At 69.1% G+C, this 16,483-nt stretch carries 16 protein-coding genes and 2 pseudogenes; 11 read left to right on the top strand and 7 right to left on the bottom strand.

The window, feature by feature from the left end; genetic code table 11:
* Nucleotides 1–109: 109 nt before the first annotated feature.
* Both ACIOWN_RS32245 and ACIOWN_RS32240 read right to left on the bottom strand, forming a co-directional pair.
* Nucleotides 110–1,714: a cellulose-binding domain-containing protein gene (locus ACIOWN_RS32245; RefSeq protein ID WP_362357271.1), complete on the bottom strand. Its 1,605-nt coding sequence runs from the start codon at nucleotides 1,712–1,714 to the stop codon at nucleotides 110–112.
* A 215-nt stretch (nucleotides 1,715–1,929) separates the two neighbouring features.
* Nucleotides 1,930–3,270: a radical SAM protein gene (locus tag ACIOWN_RS32240; RefSeq protein ID WP_362357273.1), complete on the bottom strand. Its 1,341-nt coding sequence runs from the start codon at nucleotides 3,268–3,270 to the stop codon at nucleotides 1,930–1,932.
* A gap of 169 nt (nucleotides 3,271–3,439) precedes the next feature.
* Between ACIOWN_RS32240 and ACIOWN_RS32235 the strand changes: the two genes are divergently transcribed.
* A complete protein-coding gene (locus ACIOWN_RS32235; protein WP_401984167.1) occupies nucleotides 3,440–4,690 on the top strand; it encodes a D-arabinono-1,4-lactone oxidase in 1,251 nt (416 codons plus the stop codon).
* On the opposite strand, the gene ACIOWN_RS32230 is transcribed toward ACIOWN_RS32235, so the two are convergent.
* Nucleotides 4,653–5,111, bottom strand: coding sequence for an ATP-binding protein (locus ACIOWN_RS32230; protein WP_401984165.1), 459 nt, complete (start codon nucleotides 5,109–5,111; stop codon nucleotides 4,653–4,655). The genes ACIOWN_RS32235 and ACIOWN_RS32230 overlap by 38 nt on opposite strands.
* Before the next feature lie 136 nt (nucleotides 5,112–5,247).
* On the opposite strand from ACIOWN_RS32230, the gene ACIOWN_RS32225 reads away from it, so the two are divergent.
* The 4 genes from ACIOWN_RS32225 to ACIOWN_RS32210 all read left to right on the top strand — a co-directional run bounded on the left by ACIOWN_RS32225 (nucleotide 5,248) and on the right by ACIOWN_RS32210 (nucleotide 8,768).
* Entirely contained in the window at nucleotides 5,248–6,099 is an 852-nt protein-coding gene (locus ACIOWN_RS32225) for a Scr1 family TA system antitoxin-like transcriptional regulator (RefSeq protein ID WP_401984163.1), read from the top strand.
* A complete protein-coding gene (locus tag ACIOWN_RS32220) occupies nucleotides 6,096–6,341 on the top strand; it encodes a DUF397 domain-containing protein (protein ID WP_401984162.1) in 246 nt (81 codons plus the stop codon). Before ACIOWN_RS32225 ends, ACIOWN_RS32220 begins: the two co-directional genes overlap by 4 nt.
* A gap of 145 nt (nucleotides 6,342–6,486) precedes the next feature.
* Nucleotides 6,487–7,632, top strand: a complete 1,146-nt coding sequence (locus ACIOWN_RS32215) for a GH12 family glycosyl hydrolase domain-containing protein (RefSeq protein WP_362357282.1) — start codon at nucleotides 6,487–6,489, stop codon at nucleotides 7,630–7,632.
* A gap of 38 nt (nucleotides 7,633–7,670) precedes the next feature.
* Nucleotides 7,671–8,768: a lytic polysaccharide monooxygenase gene (locus ACIOWN_RS32210; protein WP_362357284.1), complete on the top strand. Its 1,098-nt coding sequence runs from the start codon at nucleotides 7,671–7,673 to the stop codon at nucleotides 8,766–8,768.
* Between the two features lie 54 nt (nucleotides 8,769–8,822).
* On the opposite strand, the gene ACIOWN_RS32205 is transcribed toward ACIOWN_RS32210, so the two are convergent.
* Nucleotides 8,823–9,515, bottom strand: coding sequence for a lysostaphin resistance A-like protein (locus ACIOWN_RS32205; protein ID WP_401984160.1), 693 nt, complete (start codon nucleotides 9,513–9,515; stop codon nucleotides 8,823–8,825).
* Nucleotides 9,516–10,521: 1,006 nt separating this feature from the next.
* Here ACIOWN_RS32205 and ACIOWN_RS32200 point away from each other — a divergent pair.
* On the top strand, nucleotides 10,522–11,181 hold the full coding sequence (locus ACIOWN_RS32200) for a hypothetical protein (RefSeq protein WP_401984186.1): 660 nt from the start codon (nucleotides 10,522–10,524) through the stop codon (nucleotides 11,179–11,181).
* A 44-nt stretch (nucleotides 11,182–11,225) separates the two neighbouring features.
* On the opposite strand, the gene ACIOWN_RS32195 is transcribed toward ACIOWN_RS32200, so the two are convergent.
* Complete coding sequence (locus ACIOWN_RS32195; RefSeq protein ID WP_401984159.1) at nucleotides 11,226–11,822, bottom strand: dihydrofolate reductase family protein; 597 nt, start codon at nucleotides 11,820–11,822, stop codon at nucleotides 11,226–11,228.
* 393 nt (nucleotides 11,823–12,215) lie between these two features.
* Here ACIOWN_RS32195 and ACIOWN_RS32190 point away from each other — a divergent pair, with 393 nt between their 5' ends.
* From ACIOWN_RS32190 to ACIOWN_RS32180, 3 genes and pseudogenes are all read left to right on the top strand, one after another.
* Complete coding sequence (locus ACIOWN_RS32190) at nucleotides 12,216–12,653, top strand: hypothetical protein (protein WP_362354873.1); 438 nt, start codon at nucleotides 12,216–12,218, stop codon at nucleotides 12,651–12,653.
* A gap of 1,064 nt (nucleotides 12,654–13,717) precedes the next feature.
* Complete coding sequence (locus ACIOWN_RS32185) at nucleotides 13,718–14,356, top strand: LysE family translocator (protein WP_362354867.1); 639 nt, start codon at nucleotides 13,718–13,720, stop codon at nucleotides 14,354–14,356.
* Between the two features lie 54 nt (nucleotides 14,357–14,410).
* Nucleotides 14,411–14,760, top strand: a pseudogene (locus tag ACIOWN_RS32180) (transposase); the annotation flags it as partial.
* Between the two features lie 21 nt (nucleotides 14,761–14,781).
* On the opposite strand, the gene ACIOWN_RS32175 reads toward ACIOWN_RS32180, so the two are convergent.
* Complete coding sequence (locus ACIOWN_RS32175) at nucleotides 14,782–15,189, bottom strand: contact-dependent growth inhibition system immunity protein (RefSeq protein ID WP_362354864.1); 408 nt, start codon at nucleotides 15,187–15,189, stop codon at nucleotides 14,782–14,784.
* Between the two features lie 62 nt (nucleotides 15,190–15,251).
* Between ACIOWN_RS32175 and ACIOWN_RS32170 the strand changes: the two genes are divergently transcribed.
* Nucleotides 15,252–15,554, top strand: coding sequence for a transposase (locus tag ACIOWN_RS32170; protein ID WP_362354861.1), 303 nt, complete (start codon nucleotides 15,252–15,254; stop codon nucleotides 15,552–15,554).
* Nucleotides 15,555–15,743: 189 nt separating this feature from the next.
* Nucleotides 15,744–16,025 (top strand): annotated as a pseudogene (locus ACIOWN_RS32165) (transposase family protein); the annotation flags it as partial.
* A gap of 72 nt (nucleotides 16,026–16,097) precedes the next feature.
* Here the strand turns inward: ACIOWN_RS32165 and ACIOWN_RS32160 are convergent.
* Nucleotides 16,098–16,466: a VOC family protein gene (locus ACIOWN_RS32160; RefSeq protein ID WP_401984184.1), complete on the bottom strand. Its 369-nt coding sequence runs from the start codon at nucleotides 16,464–16,466 to the stop codon at nucleotides 16,098–16,100.
* Nucleotides 16,467–16,483: the final 17 nt, after the last annotated feature.

The following is a 16,483-nucleotide window of genomic DNA, read 5'->3' as shown; positions in this document are numbered from 1 at the left end:
TGGCACACGGTCCCACCCTCCCTGTCCCGCCCGGGTGCCCGACAGGGCCGTTCGGGTCACTCCTCGAACCGCCGGGCCGCCGGGCGCCGGGCCGTTCGCGGGCCCCGGGTCAGCCCGTCGCGCAGCTGTGCCCGTTGAGCGTGAAGTCGTACGGCGCGGAGTTGCGCCCGTGCCAGGTGCCGAGGAAGCCGAAGGACAGGGTGCCGTTCGCGGGGACGGACTTGTTGTACTCGGCGGCGGTGGCGGTGACGCGGGAGCCGTTCTGGGCGACGGTCGCGTCCCACATCTGGCCGACCCGCTGCCCGTCGGCGAAGGACCAGGCGACGCGCCAGGCGTCCAGGGAGCGTGCGGTGGTGACGGTGACCTTGGCCTGGAAGCCGTCGGTCCACTGGTTCGTCTGCTCGTAGTCGACCCGGCAGACCCCTGTCCCGCCACTGTCCGGCCCGCCGGTTCCCGTGCCGCCGGACCCGGTACCGTCGGAGCCCGCACCGCCAGTACCGCCGGTACCGCCTGTCCCGGAGGTGTCGGTGCCCGGGTCGGGCGAGTCGCCCCCGTCGGCGGTGGCAGAGGCGGTGCCCTGCGGTTCCGGGTCGGGGTTCTCACGTCCTGACCGGGTCGCCGTGCCGCTCGCGGACGACTCGTGGGCCGCGGACGCAGAGGCCGCGACGGAGGCGGACGGCAGGGGCTCGGCGGCGGGCGGCCCGGCGTCCGGGTCGAGGGCCGGACGGCCGTCGGTGACCGGCCTGCGGGCGTTGTCGTCGTGCGCGTCGTCGTTCGCCGAGCCGCCGAACGGCATCATCGACACGGCCAGCGCCAGCCCGGACAGGGCGACCGCGGCGGCGAGCAGGCCGCCGCGCACGATCCGCGCCCGCGCGGCGCCCTGCTGCGGCTCCCCGCCGTCGGCGCCCGCCGCGGGGCGGCGGGCGCCGAGGCGCACCTCGGCGGCCCGGCGGCGGCGCTCCAGGTAGGCGAGACCGCCCCAGCCGATGACTCCGCCGGCCAGCGCGGCGGGCAACTGGCCGCCGTGCGGCCGCATGCAGGCGGCGGCCTGCGCGCACCCCTCGCAGGTGGCGAGGTGCCGGGAGAGGTCCTCGGGGGTCTCGGCGGCGGCCGCGGGGCGGGTGACCGCGTCCAGCAGCCCGGCGTAGCCGCGGCACTCCGCGTCCATCGGGGTGTCGAGGTGGTTGCGGCGGCAGCGGTCCCGGAACAGGGTCCGCACCTGGTCGAGTTCCTCGGACACCCGCGCGGGGTCCAGGCCCAGCCGGCGGGCCACCACGGTCGACGGCAGCGCCTCCACCTCGGCCAGCCACAGGAGCCTGGCGTCCGGCTCCTGGAGGTCCCGCAGGGTGCGCAGGGCGAGCGGGCGACGCGGCGGCGGGCCGGTCCAGCGGGCGGCCTGGTCGGAGTTGAGCCACAGGCGCAGGTCCGGGACGAGCCGGTCGCCAAGTCCGCCGGCCTCCCAGGACGCGGCGGTGGTGCGCACGGCGGCCAGCGTCAGCGGGATCGCGGGCAGCCGGGGCGTACGGCGCCCCCGGGACGCGTCGGCCTCGGCGGCCCGGACCTCGCGCAGGCCCGCCGCGAAGGCCTCCGCGGCGAGTTGCCCGGCCTCGCCGGCGCCGGCCGTGCACAGGTCGGCGTAGGAGAGCACGGCGTCCCAGCACTCGGCAAGCAGCGCGGCCTCGGTCGCGTCCTTGGGGCTCGGCAGGTCGGGCATGGGTCTCCTGCATCCACGGGCGAGGTCAACTCTCTGCGCTCAGGGAGAAGTTGGGGGGCACCTCGGGGTAGAGCACGAGCTTTTCACGCCTTTGACACGACTGACAAGCCACGTATGCAATTGTCGTGACGGATCCCGTGGTCCTCAACTCCGCTCCGTAGTACGGACCGAAGCCCCCAATCGACCCACGGGACCCGAAAACGCGCGGCTGAGGGCTACCGCGCCGCCCCCTCGGTCTCCTGGGGCGTCTCCTCCGCCGCCGGCAGGCTGTCCATGAAGGAGCTGACGGAGAACACCGCGTGGCCGGGGCCGGGCGGGCCGTAGCCGGGGGGCGAGGAGAGTCCGAAGTCGTCCATCGTGGCACGGTAGGCCTCCAGGAGCCGGATGTGGTACTCCAGCGGCGCGCCCTGCGGGTTGGCCTTGCCGAGCGGGGTGGTGGGCTCCGGGCACCACGTGGTGAAGCGGGGCGTGATGCCGTGCGACATGAAGAAGCGCAGGCCCTCGGTGGTGGACGCGATGGCCTCGTCGACGGTCGTGAAGCCGAACGGCTCGGCCATCTCCACGCCCGCCACGAAGTTGGGGATCACGTTGCGCGCGCCGAACACCTCCGCGGAGTCCAGGATGCGGCGGTGCCACTCGTCGCGGCCGACGTAGCGCTCCTTGCCCGGGCAGTACAGCTCGAACAGACGGCGGTCCCAGACCTCGAAGTTGGGGTGGTAGATCTGCACGCCGTAGTCCTTGAACCGCTGCACGTCCGGCTTCGGCAGCGCCTGCGCGACGACCTTGCCGATCCAGCGGCCGGGGAAGCGCTCCTCGATGGCCTTGGCGTAGTGGCCGTAGAAGTCGGCCTCGTCGCGGCCCGCCACCTTGGACGTGACGGCGCCGCCGGTGAGGGTGTACGCGGTGGACGCCTTCTGGGTGTCGTACCGGTCGATGATCTCCAGCGCCTCCAGGACCTCCTCGACGTCCTTGACGCCGGTGTAGGGCCGGCCGGCCGCCTTGTGCTGGCGCCAGTTGTGGTTGATGTCGCAGTACTGGCACTCCTCCTTGGCGCCGAAGTACTGGCAGACCCGGAAGACGGTGAGGTAGATCAGGTAGCCCCACTGGATGGTCGGGGCGACCTCCATCACGGACTTCCCGTTGGACAGCGTGTGCCGGTAGTACTCGGGCATGGGCGGCACACCGACGTCGGCGATCCGCTTCCCGTCCAGGTAGAGCCCGAGCAGCCCCTCGTCGTCGGCGGCGACGCGGTAGGGCGAGGCGGGATTCACCCGTACGGAGACGACGGTCCGCCGCAGGTCGTACGGTCCGCCGGTGAGGATGATCTCCTCCGGCGGCCGCCGCAGCGCGGCCTCCCCCAGTTCGGGCAGCGTGCCGTGGTCGAAGGAGAAGATGAAGTACGACTTCGGCTTGACCTCACCGCCCTCGTTGTCACTGAGCGCGGACGGGTCGAAGGCCACGCCGCCCCGGAGCAGATCCTCCTTGAAGACGGCCTCCCGCGGCACATGCGGGAAGCGCTCCATCAGATCCTCGACCAGCTCGGTACGGCTGCCCATCCCGTTGACTCCTCCCGACTCGCGTGTACGACTTCTCACGGTATGCCTACGCTCGCGCGCGGGTCGTGCCGGGTCCCCCGCACGGAGGCCGTGAACCTCTGTCCGGTGGCCGTCGGGTACGTTCCCCCGTGACCTTGTGGGCAGTGGTGTGAGGGTGAGGCGGAGCGGGATGACCGGGACTGGAACCGTGACCAACTGGGCGGGGAACATCACCTACAGCGCCGCGGAGGTGGACCGGCCGGGCTCGCTCGACGCGGTGCGGGAGCTGGTCGCCCGCAGTGCGCGGGTGCGGGTGCTGGGCAGCGGGCACTCCTTCAACGAGATCGCCGACCCGGGCGCCGGAGGCACCCTGCTCTCCCTGGAGGCGACGCCCGCCGAGGCCGACGTCGACACGGCGGCCCGGACGGTCCGGGTGGCCGGAGGTCTGCGGTACGCGGAACTCGCCCGCCGGGTGCACGCGCACGGCCTCGCGCTGCCCAACATGGCCTCCCTGCCGCACATCTCGGTGGCCGGCTCGGTGGCGACCGGCACCCACGGCTCCGGCGTGGGCAACGGACCGCTGGCCGCCCCCGTGCGGGAGGTGGAGATCGTCACCGCGGACGGCTCGACGGCCGTCGTCGGCCGCGGCGACCCGCGGTTCGGCGGGGCCGTCACCTCCCTCGGCGCGCTCGGCGTGGTCACCGCCCTCACCCTCGACCTGGAGCCCGCCTACGAGGTCGAACAGCACCTGTTCACCGAACTCCCCCTGGAGGGGCTGGACTACGAGACGGTGGCGGCCGCCGCGTACAGCGTCAGCCTGTTCACCGACTGGCGCGACCCGGGCTTCCGCCAGGTGTGGCTCAAGCGGCGCACCGACCAGCCGCTGCCCGCCTTCCCCTGGGCGGTGCCCGCCAAGGTCGCGCTGCACCCGGTGCCGGGCATGCCGGCGGAGAACTGCACGCAGCAGTTCGGCGTGCCCGGACCCTGGCACGAACGACTGCCGCACTTCCGGGCCGAGTTCACCCCGAGCAGCGGTGCCGAGCTGCAGTCGGAGTACCTGCTGCCACGCCGGTACGCCCTCGACCTCCTGCACGCGCTCGACGCGATCCGGGAGACGGTCGCCCCGGTGCTCCAGACGTGCGAGATCCGCACCGTCGCCGCCGACGAGCAGTGGCTGAGCCCCTCCTACGGCCGGGACACCGTCGCCGCGCACTTCACCTGGATCGAGGACACGGCCACGGTGCTGCCGGTCGTACGCCGGCTTGAGGAGGCGCTGGCCGGCCTCGACCCCCGCCCGCACTGGGGCAAGGTGTTCGCCACTCCGCCGGCCGTCCTGCGCGGCCGGTACCCGCGCCTGGACGACTTCCGCACGCTGGCCCGGGAGTTGGACCCCGCCGGAAAGTTCACGAACGCCTTCCTCGCGGACCTCCTGGCTCCGTGACCCGCACCTCCGCCCACACCACCTTGTAGGCGCGGCCCGCCCGTCGCTCCACGCCCCACCCCTCGGACACGGCGGCCACCAGCACGAGCCCGCGCCCGCCTTCGCCGTCCGGCTCCCGCACCACCGGGAGCCGTTCGGTCCGCGCGTCGGCCACCTCCACCCGGACGACCGCGCCCTCCCACAGCAGCCGCACGCGGAAGTCCCGCCCGGCGACGCGGCCGTGCCGGACAGCGTTGGCGGCGAGCTCGGCGACCACCAGGGTCACGTTCTCGCCCGCCTCGCTCCCATGCGGGAAACCCCAGGCGTCCATCCGATGCGCCACGAGCCGCCGCGCGAGCCGGGCACCTCGCGGGGTGCAGCTGAACAACTGGCTGAACATACGTACGGTGACGGGCTCCTGGAGCCGGGGATCTACGTGCATGGCCCGAAGGTTCCACAGGTCACGCGAGCCGAACCAGGCACGGCGCTCGTACGCCGCACACTGTAGGAGCGTCACGGGGCGTGACCCTGGGTGCCCTCGCGGGGTTGGAGACTTCAGCGGACTCGGGGGTACCTGCATGACCGAAACCACCAGCACCAACACGGCGACCACGACCACCGGCGAGCCCGAACCGTCGGACAGCATGAAGGCGTTCGGCGCGGCGCACAAGGCCTTCCGCAAACGGGCGGGCTACACCCAGGAGGACTACGCCCCGCTCGTCGGCTACCAGCCGGGCACCGTGGCATCGATCGAACAGGGCCGACGCTTCCCGCCCCGCGTGTTCGTCGAGCGAGCGGAGGAGGTCCAGGACGCCTTCGGCGCGTTGAAGGGCGTGTACAAGCACGTCGGCCGGGAGAAGGGGCTGGCGTCCTGGTTCCGCCAGTGGGCGGAGCTGGAGGAGCAGGCGATCAGTCTGTACACCTTCGAGAACCGGGTCGTTCCAGGACTTCTGCAGACGGAGGCCTATGCGCGGGGGCTGTTCAGCGTACGGCTGCCCGTGCTCGCCGACCCGGAGATCGAGGCGATGATCACGGCCCGCCTGGAGCGACAGTCACTGTTCGCCGAGCGGCCCAACACGGTGTTCAGCTTCATCGTGGAGGAGCACGTCCTTCGGCGGGCAGCCGGCGAAGGAAGGGTGATGCGCCAGCAGATCGACCACATCCTGGAAGCCACCGCACCGCGCAACCTGGAATTCCAAGTGGTGCCGATGAGCCACGGCGCTCACGCCTGCCTCGACGGACCCATCCGACTCGCGGAAAGTCCCGAGAACGAGTGGTTCGCATACTGCGAGGCCCAACGGGGAGGCCGATTCGCCGTCGATCCCAAAACGATCAGTGTTCTCCACATGCGCTATGCGAAACTGCGTTCGCAGGCCCTCACTCCGGAGGATTCCCGGAGCCTGTTGGAGCAGATGCGAGGAGCGCTATGAGCACCGACGAACTGGCCTGGTTCAAGAGCAGCTACAGCGGGACCGACGGCGACGACTGCGTCGAAGTGGCACTCGCCTGGCGCAAGTCCACCTACAGCGGTGACGACTCCGGCGACTGCGTCGAGGTGGCCGCCTGCCCCGGCACCGTCCACGTCCGCGACTCCAAGAACACCGCCGGCGCTCAGCTCGCCCTCTCCCCCACCGCCTGGTCGGAGTTCATAGGGTTCGCCCGCAGGCCGTAGTCGGCCAAGAGGTTACCGCGCACAGTCTTGTCAGGGACAGGCATCGCTTCTATAGTCCGTTTCTAAACGATGGGAGCGCTCCCACAGAAGCGCGAGCGGGAGCACTCCTCCTCCCTACGACGTCGCCCCTCGAAGAGGCCCCCCTATGCGACTGCTGCCCCATCGGCTCGACACCGCGCGCGGTGTCCTGTGCGCGCTGCTCACCGCTCTCGCCCTGGTCGCCGCCTTCCTGGCGGCCGTTCCGACGGCGCACGCCGACACCCAGATCTGCGACACCTACGGAACGACCACGATCCAGGGCCGCTACGTGGTCCAGAACAACCGCTGGGGCACCAACGCCGCCCAGTGCATCACCGTGACGGACTCCGGCTTCCGGATCAACCGGGCCGACGGCTCGGTGGCCACCAACGGCGCGCCGAAGTCGTACCCGTCCGTCTACAACGGCTGCCACTACACCAACTGCTCGCCGGGCACGGCGCTCCCGGCCCGGCTGGACACCATCTCCAGCGCGCCCACCAGCATCTCCTACAGCTATGTCAGCGACGCGGTCTACGACGCCGCGTACGACATCTGGCTGGACCCGACGGCCCGCAAGGACGGCGTGAACCGGACCGAGATCATGGTCTGGTTCAACAAGGTCGGCCCGGTCCAGCCGGTGGGCTCGCAGACCGGCACGGCCACGGTCGCCGGGCGTTCCTGGCAGGTGTGGTCCGGCAACAACGGCTCCAACAACGTGCTGTCCTTCGTCGCCCCGTCGGCGATCAGCAGCTGGAACTTCGACGTGATGGACTTCGTCCAGCAGGCGGTGTCCCGCCAACTCGCGTCCAGCAACTGGTACCTGACGAGCGTGCAGGCGGGCTTCGAGCCCTGGCAGAACGGTACCGGGCTCGCCGTGACGTCGTTCTCCTCGGAGATCCGCACGGGTGGCAACGGCGGCGGAGGCAACGGTGGCGGGGGCAACCCCGGTGGCCAGACGGCCTGTTCGGTGACGTACGCCACGAACGTCTGGGCGGGCGGATTCACCGCCGACGTGACCGTCCGCAACACCGGTTCGACGGCGGTGAACGGCTGGCAGCTCGGCTTCACCCTGCCCTCCGGGCAGCGCGTCACCAGCGCCTGGAACGCGACGGTGAACCCGTCCTCGGGCGCCGTCACCGCGACCGCCCTGTCGCACAACGCGCAGCTCGCGCCGGGCGGCAGTCAGACGTTCGGCTTCCAGGGCACCTACAGCGGCACGTTCGCCGCACCGGGCGCCTTCACCCTCAACGGCACTGCCTGCAACACCGCCTGAGACGCACCACCACCCCCACAAGGAAGGAAGGACCGAACGTGGCTCGACGCAGCAGACTTCTTTCGGTGGCGGCGGCCTTCGCCACCCTCCTCGCGGCACTGGGCCTGACCCTTCTCGGTCAGGGCCGCGCCGAGGCGCACGGTGTGGCGATGATGCCCGGTTCGCGCACCTATCTGTGTTACGTGGACGCCCGCACGGCGACCGGCAGCCTCGACCCGACGAACCCCGCGTGCCGGGACGCCCTGAACAAGAGCGGTGCCACGCCGCTGTACAACTGGTTCGCGGTGCTCGACTCCAACGCCGGTGGCAAAAACCAGGGTTACGTGCCGGACGGCACCCTGTGCAGCGCGGGAGACCGCTCGCCGTACGACTTCTCCGCCTACAACGCCGCCCGCGCCGACTGGCCCAGGACCCACCTGACCTCCGGGTCCACGATGCAGCTCCAGTACAGCAACTGGGCAGCGCACCCGGGTGACTTCCGGGTCTACCTGACCAAGCCTGGCTGGTCGGCCTCGTCCCAGCTGCGCTGGGCCGACCTGGACCTGATCCAGACGGTCAGCAACCCGCCGCAGGTGGGTTCGCCGGGCACCGACGGCGGCCACTACTACTGGAACCTCCCGCTGCCGTCCGGCCGTTCGGGCAACGCGCTGCTCTTCATCCAGTGGGTGCGCTCCGACAGCCAGGAGAACTTCTTCTCCTGCTCGGACATCGCCTTCGACGGCGGCCACGGCGAGGTGACGGGCATCCGCAACTCCGGCTCGGGGACTCCGTCCGCGACGCCGACGGTCACTTCGACTCCGACCTCGACGCCGTCCGGCCCGCAGACCGGCTCCTGCATGGCCGTGTACAACGTGGAGAACGCCTGGGGCGGCGGCTTCCAGGGCTCCGTGGAGGTGATGAACCACGGCACGGCGCCGCTGAACGGCTGGACGGTGACCTGGAAGCCCGGCACCGGAACCAAGATCAGCAGTGCCTGGAACGGCAACCTGACCACGGCCGGGGACGGCACGATCACGGTCAAGAACGCCGACTACAACAGGACCGTACCGCCAAACGCCAGTGTCTTCTTCGGATTCACCGCCACATCCACGGGCAACAACTATCCGGTCGGCTCGATCAGCTGCACCGCGAGCTGACGCCCACACCCCGGGCGCGCCGGCACTCCACCGGCGCGCCCTCTCCTCCGCACCTCACCGCAGAATCAGCACCGCGAGTGTCCCGATGACGGCGTCGGCGGCCACGTGCACCCCGTAGGGGACCAGGATGCCACCACTGCGCAGGCGGAGGACCCCCAGGGCGAACCCCCAGGCCCCCGCCATGGCCACGCCGGTGAAGCCGGACGGGAAGCCCCCGAAATGCGCGGCCCCGAACAGCAGGGCCTGGATCACCACGGCGGTCCTGGAGCCCCAGACCGAGGCGAGTTCGGTCAGCAGCACTCCCCGGAAAAGCGCTTCCTCCCACACCGCGTTGACCAGGGCGAACGCGACGATGCCCAGGATCGCGAGCCCGAGTGGGAGCCGTTGCAACTCCCGTAGATACTCAGCCGGCTGGGGCCGCACCGTGAGCGCCCAAGCCGTGAGCGCCACGGCGCTGAGCACGACAGTGACAAGGCTCAGCCAGAGGGTCCCGATCGTCAGCGAACCAGGCGTCAGCCATGGCGCGGCCGGGCTGAGGGCAGCGCGACGGCCGGCGAGCACGAGGCATCCCAAAGGCAGGGCGCACACCAGGACCGTGGTGACCGCGGGCGGCCAGCCGGAGAGCATCCCCACCGCGAGGCAGCCGGAGAGCGGCCCGACGAACACCGCCGCCCGGACCGCCGCCGCCGACCGCAGAACCCCGGCCCAGGCGACCAGCAGCACGACTCCGAGGCCGACGAGGGCCATCCGCACCGGCACCCCCGGCCCGACCGGAACGACCACGCAGGCCCCCAGCCCGACAAGGCACGCACCCACACGCCAGGCACGGACGGACTGGACGCGGTCCTCAAGACCTTTCGCCACTCACGCCGCCTTCCGAAAGGACGCTCATCATTGACTCGCTTGCTCGAGAAGACATCGACTCATAAGTCGCGTAAGTCAGAGACTGGACAGGCTGTCACCGCACCGGTGCGGGGGCGCGGGCGAGAGCAGTGCGTGTCTGACTGCGTGACAACGCCGGCGTGCATCGGCGGACAAGCTCGGACGCCTGCGGACCACCACCGCACGTGAGAGGCACAGTCGGCCAGGGTCGAGCCCGCGCTCAAGTTGCTTCGGGATGAAGAGGTCAGTCATCCGTGTCTTCTGGACCGACGTCGCGGAAAACACTTCTGTAGTCACCGCTCTGAACAAGGTCGTCGACAACGTCAACCATCCCGGGGATGCCTCGGTCGCGGACGATCAGCCCATCCCGGACGTAGTAGTACCTCCCACCAAGGCACTCGCCGGTCTGTCGCCAACGGTCCATGGTGCGGCGGACATTGTCCAGGGTCTAGATCGTCCCCGACCAGCGTTCCCCGCTGTCGAAGATCACCCACATGTCGACGTCGTCGATCTCGTCGAGTGGTACCCCGGCATCGGGCACGAAGCAGATTGCGTAGCCGTCACGTTGAACGCGGTAGAACGCCTCGTCCCACACCAGGTTGGCTCCCCCACCACTTGGCCACGCAAAGCGAATGTCAGCCCAGCTGGCCCGGCTCGGACGGACTGGCCCCCTCCACAACGGGCCGACGCTGGCGGTCCACAACTTCTCACGGACGCAGGCAGGGTGATCGTGAATCAGGGCTGAGTGCTGCCGCACTGTGGTTTCCTGCGCGACCACCTAGTGCTCTGACCGCATACCTTCGCCGGGTTGAGCGGGTGTGGGGCCATCAATCCCAGCTACGTGGCCGAGGCATCCGCCTATGCTCGGCTCGTGCAGCCGCTTTCCGACAGCAGCAATCCGTTGATCACGGCGTTCGCAGCCGAGCTTGCAAACGATGCCGAGGCAGTCCTGGCGGTGATGCCTGGTTCTCGGCTCCAGCCGCATGCCTCGTTTTCGGTCGTCGTAGAGGGCCAGCAGGTTTCAATCCCCGAGCGCCTGTACAACGACGAGCCGCCAACTGACGCGGTGGCGTCGCTTTCGCCGCGCCAACGGCAACTTCTGCACTGCCTGTACTCAAGGCACTGCGACGGGGTGGTCAGACTGAACCTTCCCCTTGATCGTGGACACCTGGAGAAGATCGTTGGTTCCACGGACCCATGGGTCGTCCCGTTCGTCGTGCAGCTGGTTGGCGAGTACGTCTTGGAGATCCTGCTCGTCATCTGCGACGAGCTCCGTGATCTCGCCACGCCCGGCACCTGCGGCCACCTTGCTTACGGGCAGTTCATCGTTGACAACGCGGCCTTCTTCGCACGCACTCAACGGCGGGTCGTGAGCTACTGGAGCTGCTACTACCGGGGCGCCTACGCAAGTTTTCGGGGCTATCCGGGGTGCACTCTTCTTGACCTCCTACGGTCCGCTGCCTCCGACAGAGCAGGGCATCCCTGGCCCAACCTCGCTCCAGCCAGCACCATGGGGGACGGCTACTGCTAGTCCAGGCCATTAGAAATCCGCCGACCTCATGGGCAGGATCAGGCCTAGTCGGTGACCCGCGTATAGGTGAGGAATAGCGCTCCGCTTTTCAGGAGGGCGTGGTCTGTGAGCTCCCAGCGGCGCGGTTCGAAGGTGGACTTATGAGAGAAGAGCGGTATCCCGGCACCGATGGTCAGCGATCCCACCTTGAGGATCAGCTGATCGATCTCGCCGTACAGGGCATTGGCCAGCTCCGCGCCACCGATCAACCAGATGTCCTTGCCGTCCTCCTGCTTCAGCTCTCGCACCTTCGCCACTGGATCACCGGCTACCAGCTCGACCGCAGGGTCCGGGCTCTCAGCCAGCGTGCGTGAGAAGACGAGATGCCGCAGGTGGGGATAGGCATCGGTGATCCCGGCCGCGAGGCCGATCTCGTAGCTGCGTCGCCCTTCGAGGACGGTGTCGAAGCGCGTTCCCTCGGCCGTGACGGACAGTGCCGCCCGGGCGGGAGCGGGCAGCGTCTCCGGGTACTCGGTCACGATGTGCTGGAGGTAGTCGTCAGGAATTGGCCAGAAGCCGTTCGGGCCGGTGGGATCGGCGCCGTCCGGCCCGGCGATGAAACCGTCGAGCGTGGTGGCGATGTAGTAGACGAGGCTGCGCACGGATGGCCTTTCGTCGATCGGCTGCGATGTGCGGCTCGAAGAGACGGTTTCGTGCAGAATTAGCGGCCCCCCGATCGCATGACGATCATCGCACAGCCTGTTGGGCGATTCCGAAGGTTCGCATCAGGAGACGAATGCGAGCACTGCCGGCGACGGAGCCCCAATCGCCCTGCGGCAGGGTGGCAGCGCTCGATTCCTGGCCCGTCTCCGAGCGGTCTCAGCGCGGCGGGGGCGCACCGCGACAACCCCCGGTCGGGCCGTCTCTGGGCCGTCCGGGGGTGCTCAACGATGACAGATGACGACAGTCGACGACGGCTCTTCCCCCTGCCCAGCCACTGCATCGACCGCTCGATAGGGTGCGCCTCAACTGCGGCCAATCTTGGGGGAAGCACGATGATCGACCAGAGCAACGAGGTGAAGTCCGGCTTCAGCGTGCATCCGCTCTTTGTTTTCGGGCTCGGGTGGCTGCTGGCGCTGGCCTCTCTCGTTGAGCGAGTGCCGCTGATCGGGCATGGCCGCCAGTACGGGCTGTGCCATCCCGTGCCGGCCCTGGATCCGTTCACGAGCACCGCTCTCTTCCTGATCGGCGGCGCGTGCTTGGCGTCATCGTTCGGGGCAGTCCTGGTGGCGCGGACCAGGCGTCCCCGCCGCGTGCTCCCCGTCGCCTGTCTGCTGATCGTCAGTGCTCTTCTGACAGCGGCCGACAGGGTGGATGTCCATGGGGAACGGGTCGCGGCAGAAGCGGTGCGGGCTTACGCGTCAGTTCCCGCAGACCAATGCGACTACACACCAGACGTCTACACCGCCACCCCAGGCTGGTTCTCCTGGTAGCCGGCACCGGTAGCCGACAGCACGCGGGGTAGGCTGGCTCGCCGTCGGCTGAGCAATCAGAATGGGACCATGCCCCGCAAGCCTCGTCGTAGCGAGTCGTTTCAGCAGTTCCTCGCAGCGATGGAACCAGCTGATCCGCACGAACAGTGGATACCCGTGGTCGAGCCTGGCGTGATCGACCAGCACGCCGGAGCCCGGTGGCAGTTGAAGCGTGGTCCTCTGGACGTTCGGGTAGCCCGGCGATTGGCCGCCTCAGCATCATCGATGGTCGTCAGGCCCGGGGCAAGTACGAGGCTCCAAGACGTCCCCGTTGACCAGCGCGCCGATACCTGGGCGCGCGCAGAGCAGCGCTACGAGGGTCCGGGAGGGGCCATCAAAGGCCCGGATTGGCCGATCGAGCCGGTGTACAACGCGTACGAGTTCGAGTCGGACGACGGCCGTTCGATGTTGATCCTGGATGAGATTTGCTAAACATGGCCAGCAGCGAGGTACAGCAACCGCTGCGGCCACGGACGATGCCCTGTCCCAGGTGCACTCAGCCACTGAAGTCGGGCGGGTTGGTCCTGGTCGGGCGGGACGGCGATGGACGGGCGTGCCGGTCGCTGTGGAGATGTGCCGATGGGCACGCCTGGTGGAAATGGGCGGATCGGCCGGACGATGCCCTGGAAATCTGCCCCGAGCCGCGCTTTTTCAGCTGACTCAGCGCTCGCGCTGACGAAGACGAAGACGAAGACGACCAAGGCGACAACTGCTCTTGCGGAGTCCCCGACGGGTTCTGACACCGGTCGCCGACGACGCGGTGCCGTCCGGTTCGGAAGTCATCCCGAGGTCTCGTATCACTGCGCGGCTCGCAATCTGCTCAAGGTCCGTTCGCGAGAGCCTACGTGGTCGGCTCGGGTTCGGCGCGAGGCCGGAAGCGACGGTCCCAGGCGGGCGAGCGGGGACAGGGCCATCAGCACCGGGGAGAGCAGCATGCCGCCAGCCTCACCAACTGGCCGCCGGAAATGAGGCCCGTGCCCCGGCGCACATTGCCGGTCACTGACCCATTCTCCTAGTCTGACGGTGTGTTGGGTAACGGACACTTCTGGGCTTTTCTTGCCGTGGTCGCTGCGCTGATCGCCGTTCCGGGGCCGAGCGTGGTGTTCGTGGTCGGGCGGGGGGTGGCTCTCGGGCGCCGGGCGGCGCTGGCGACCGCGATGGGCAACAACGGCGGGGTGCTGGTCCAAGCCGTTTTGGTGGCTTTCGGGTTGGGAGCCTTGGTCTCGCGATCGATCGTGGTGTTCTCGGTGCTCAAGTTCGCCGGGGCCCTGTATCTGATCTACCTCGGCATCCAGACGTGGCGGCATCGCGGGGAACTGGCCGTCACGGACGCGCGGCAGCGGCCGCCCGCGAACGTGCGACGCGTCCTCCGGCAGGGCTTCGTTGTCGGGGTGAGCAATCCGAAGGGCTTCCTGATCTTCTCCGCGGTGCTGCCCCAGTTCGTCGACCGCTCGGCGGGCCACGTGACTCTGCAGCTCCTGATCCTCGGCGTCGTCTGCGCCGCTGTCGCTCTGGTTTCCGACTCGGCCTGGGGGCTCCTCGCCGGGACCGCGCGTGACTGGCTCCGCGGGTCGCCCCGCCGCCTGTCCGCGATTGGCGCAGCGTCCGGGGCGGTGATGGTCGGCCTCGGCGTCCGTCTGGCTCTCACCGGGAATGACGTGTGACAACGCACCGAATTCTCGAAACGTTGCGCGGGACGCCGGTTACTGAGACACGCTCCTAGCGCGGGGCTCATCGACTCGCAGCCCGTGCGCACGGCCGACACCGTCCCCGTTTCCACCAGAGGGTTTGGCGCAGGGTAGAAGGCCAAAGGCCGCAAGCGGTTCATCGTCACGACACGCTAGGCCTCCTGCTGGCGGTACACGTTGCTGCCGCGAGCATCCAGGAGCGGACGTTCGCCTGGATGACCGCGCACCGGCGGCTTGCCCGTGACTACGAGACCGATCCCGCCCGGTCCGAGACCATGATCCGGTGGGCGATGATCGCCATCATGGTCCGTCGGCTCACCCGAAGTTGTCCGGCCAAACGGCCAGGACCACGGCGCCTTCGGTGGGCGGGCCCGTGGTAGATGACAGGCAGCTGCAACGCGTCAGGAATTCTGGACGGCGCCAACGAACCGCTCGACCTTGCTCCGCAGATCCGACGAGATGCCGGAGAGGCCGCCGACGATGAAGGTCAGTTGCCTTGCAAGCTCCGGATAGGTGCTCCAGACAGCTGGGGCCCTGGTCAGGACCGCGCGCAGCAGGTCGCCCTGGTACATGTCGCCTTCGGCCAGCGGGTTGTCACGAAGCACCTCCACCGCGAGCGGAAGAAGCACCGGCAGCCCAATGTCCTGCCCGATCAGCAGGCGCAGGTCCTCAACGGTCAGAGTCCCGACCGGCCGACTCCGCAGGGCATGCGCCGTCGCAATGAGATAGGTGGCGTCGGGCGACGGCGCCTGCCAGCGATCACGTTCAAGCTCCTCAAGGGAACGACCACGGTCGATAGACACAGTCACCAGACGATTCTCACGTGAATGCGTGCGGTCGGGTAGCCGGAGGTCACGGACCTTCCCCCTGAGTGGTGAACACGCTGATACTGGATCTGCTTGATCCGGAGGAAGCGAGAACGCCGCCGATGGCGATGAAGGACTACTCGGACGAGTTCAAGGCCGATGCCGTGGCCCTGTACGAGTCCACACCCGGGGCGACATGCAAGAGCATCGCCACTGACCTGGGCATCAACAGGAACACCCTGCGCAACTGGGTGCTGCGCGACCGTCGGCGCCGCGGCGTCGACCCCGCCGCCCCGCCGGCCGCCGGAAAGGCGGTGGCCGGGGCCGGGCAGGAGGCTTCGGCTAGCGAGCCGCTTCCAGTTCGTTGACGACCACCGGGACACCTATGAGATGAAGCGGCTCTGCGAGGTCCTGGACCTGAACCGGTCCAGCTACTACAAGTGGCTCGCCGGAAGACACGCGAGGGCGGCACGACTACGCGAGGACCGGCTCCTGGCGGCGAGGATCCGCGAGGTCCACAGCGAGTCCGGCGGCGCCTACGGCTCCCCATGGGGGCCGAGTCCGGCACCAAAGCCGCCGTCGGCAACACCACCACGATCGCCGACGGCGGCTACCCGGGCACCGGCCTGGTGATGCCGCACCGCCGCCGCCCGGGCGAGGAGCTGCCCGACTGGAAGCAGGCCCACAACAAATCGCACAAGCAAGTCCGCGCCCGCGTCGAGCACTGCTTCGCCCGCATGAAGCGGTGGAAGATCCTCCGCGACTGCCGCCTGCGCGGCGACGGCGTTCACCACGCCATGCTCGGCATCGCCCGCCTGCACAACCTTGCTCTCACGGGATGGCTCCTGCCGCATGCGGGACCTGAGAGGTCCACGGGAGACGGCTCCCCACCTCGCAGTCTTGGAGGAGATTCAGGCGAGGCAGAACTCGTTGCCCTCGATGTCCTGCATCGTGATGCACGACTCGTTGACGCCATCGGCGCGCTGCGTCAGCACGTGTTTCGCGCCGAGAGCCATCAGCCGTGCGCATTCGGCCTCGAGTGTGGCCAGGCGCTCGTCACCCACGAGCCCGGCGCCGGCCCGCACACAGAGATGCACCCGGTTCTTGACGACCTTGCCTTCGGGAACTCGCTGGAAGAGCAGGCGTGGACCCGCACCGGAGGGATCAGTGCACGCGAAGTAGATCTCATCCTCAGGCGGCAGTGAACCTTCCCCTTGATCGTGGACACCTGGAGACTGGGACGCGAGGTTCCAGAGGAAGTAGTGCCAGGTGGGAAGCAAGAGCAACCGCAGCAGGC

The sequence above is a fragment of the Streptomyces sp. NPDC087787 genome, assembly GCF_044743035.1.
In the GTDB taxonomy this organism is placed as follows: Bacteria; Actinomycetota; Actinomycetes; order Streptomycetales; family Streptomycetaceae; genus Streptomyces.
This window is presented reverse-complemented; position numbering and strand designations above follow the sequence as displayed.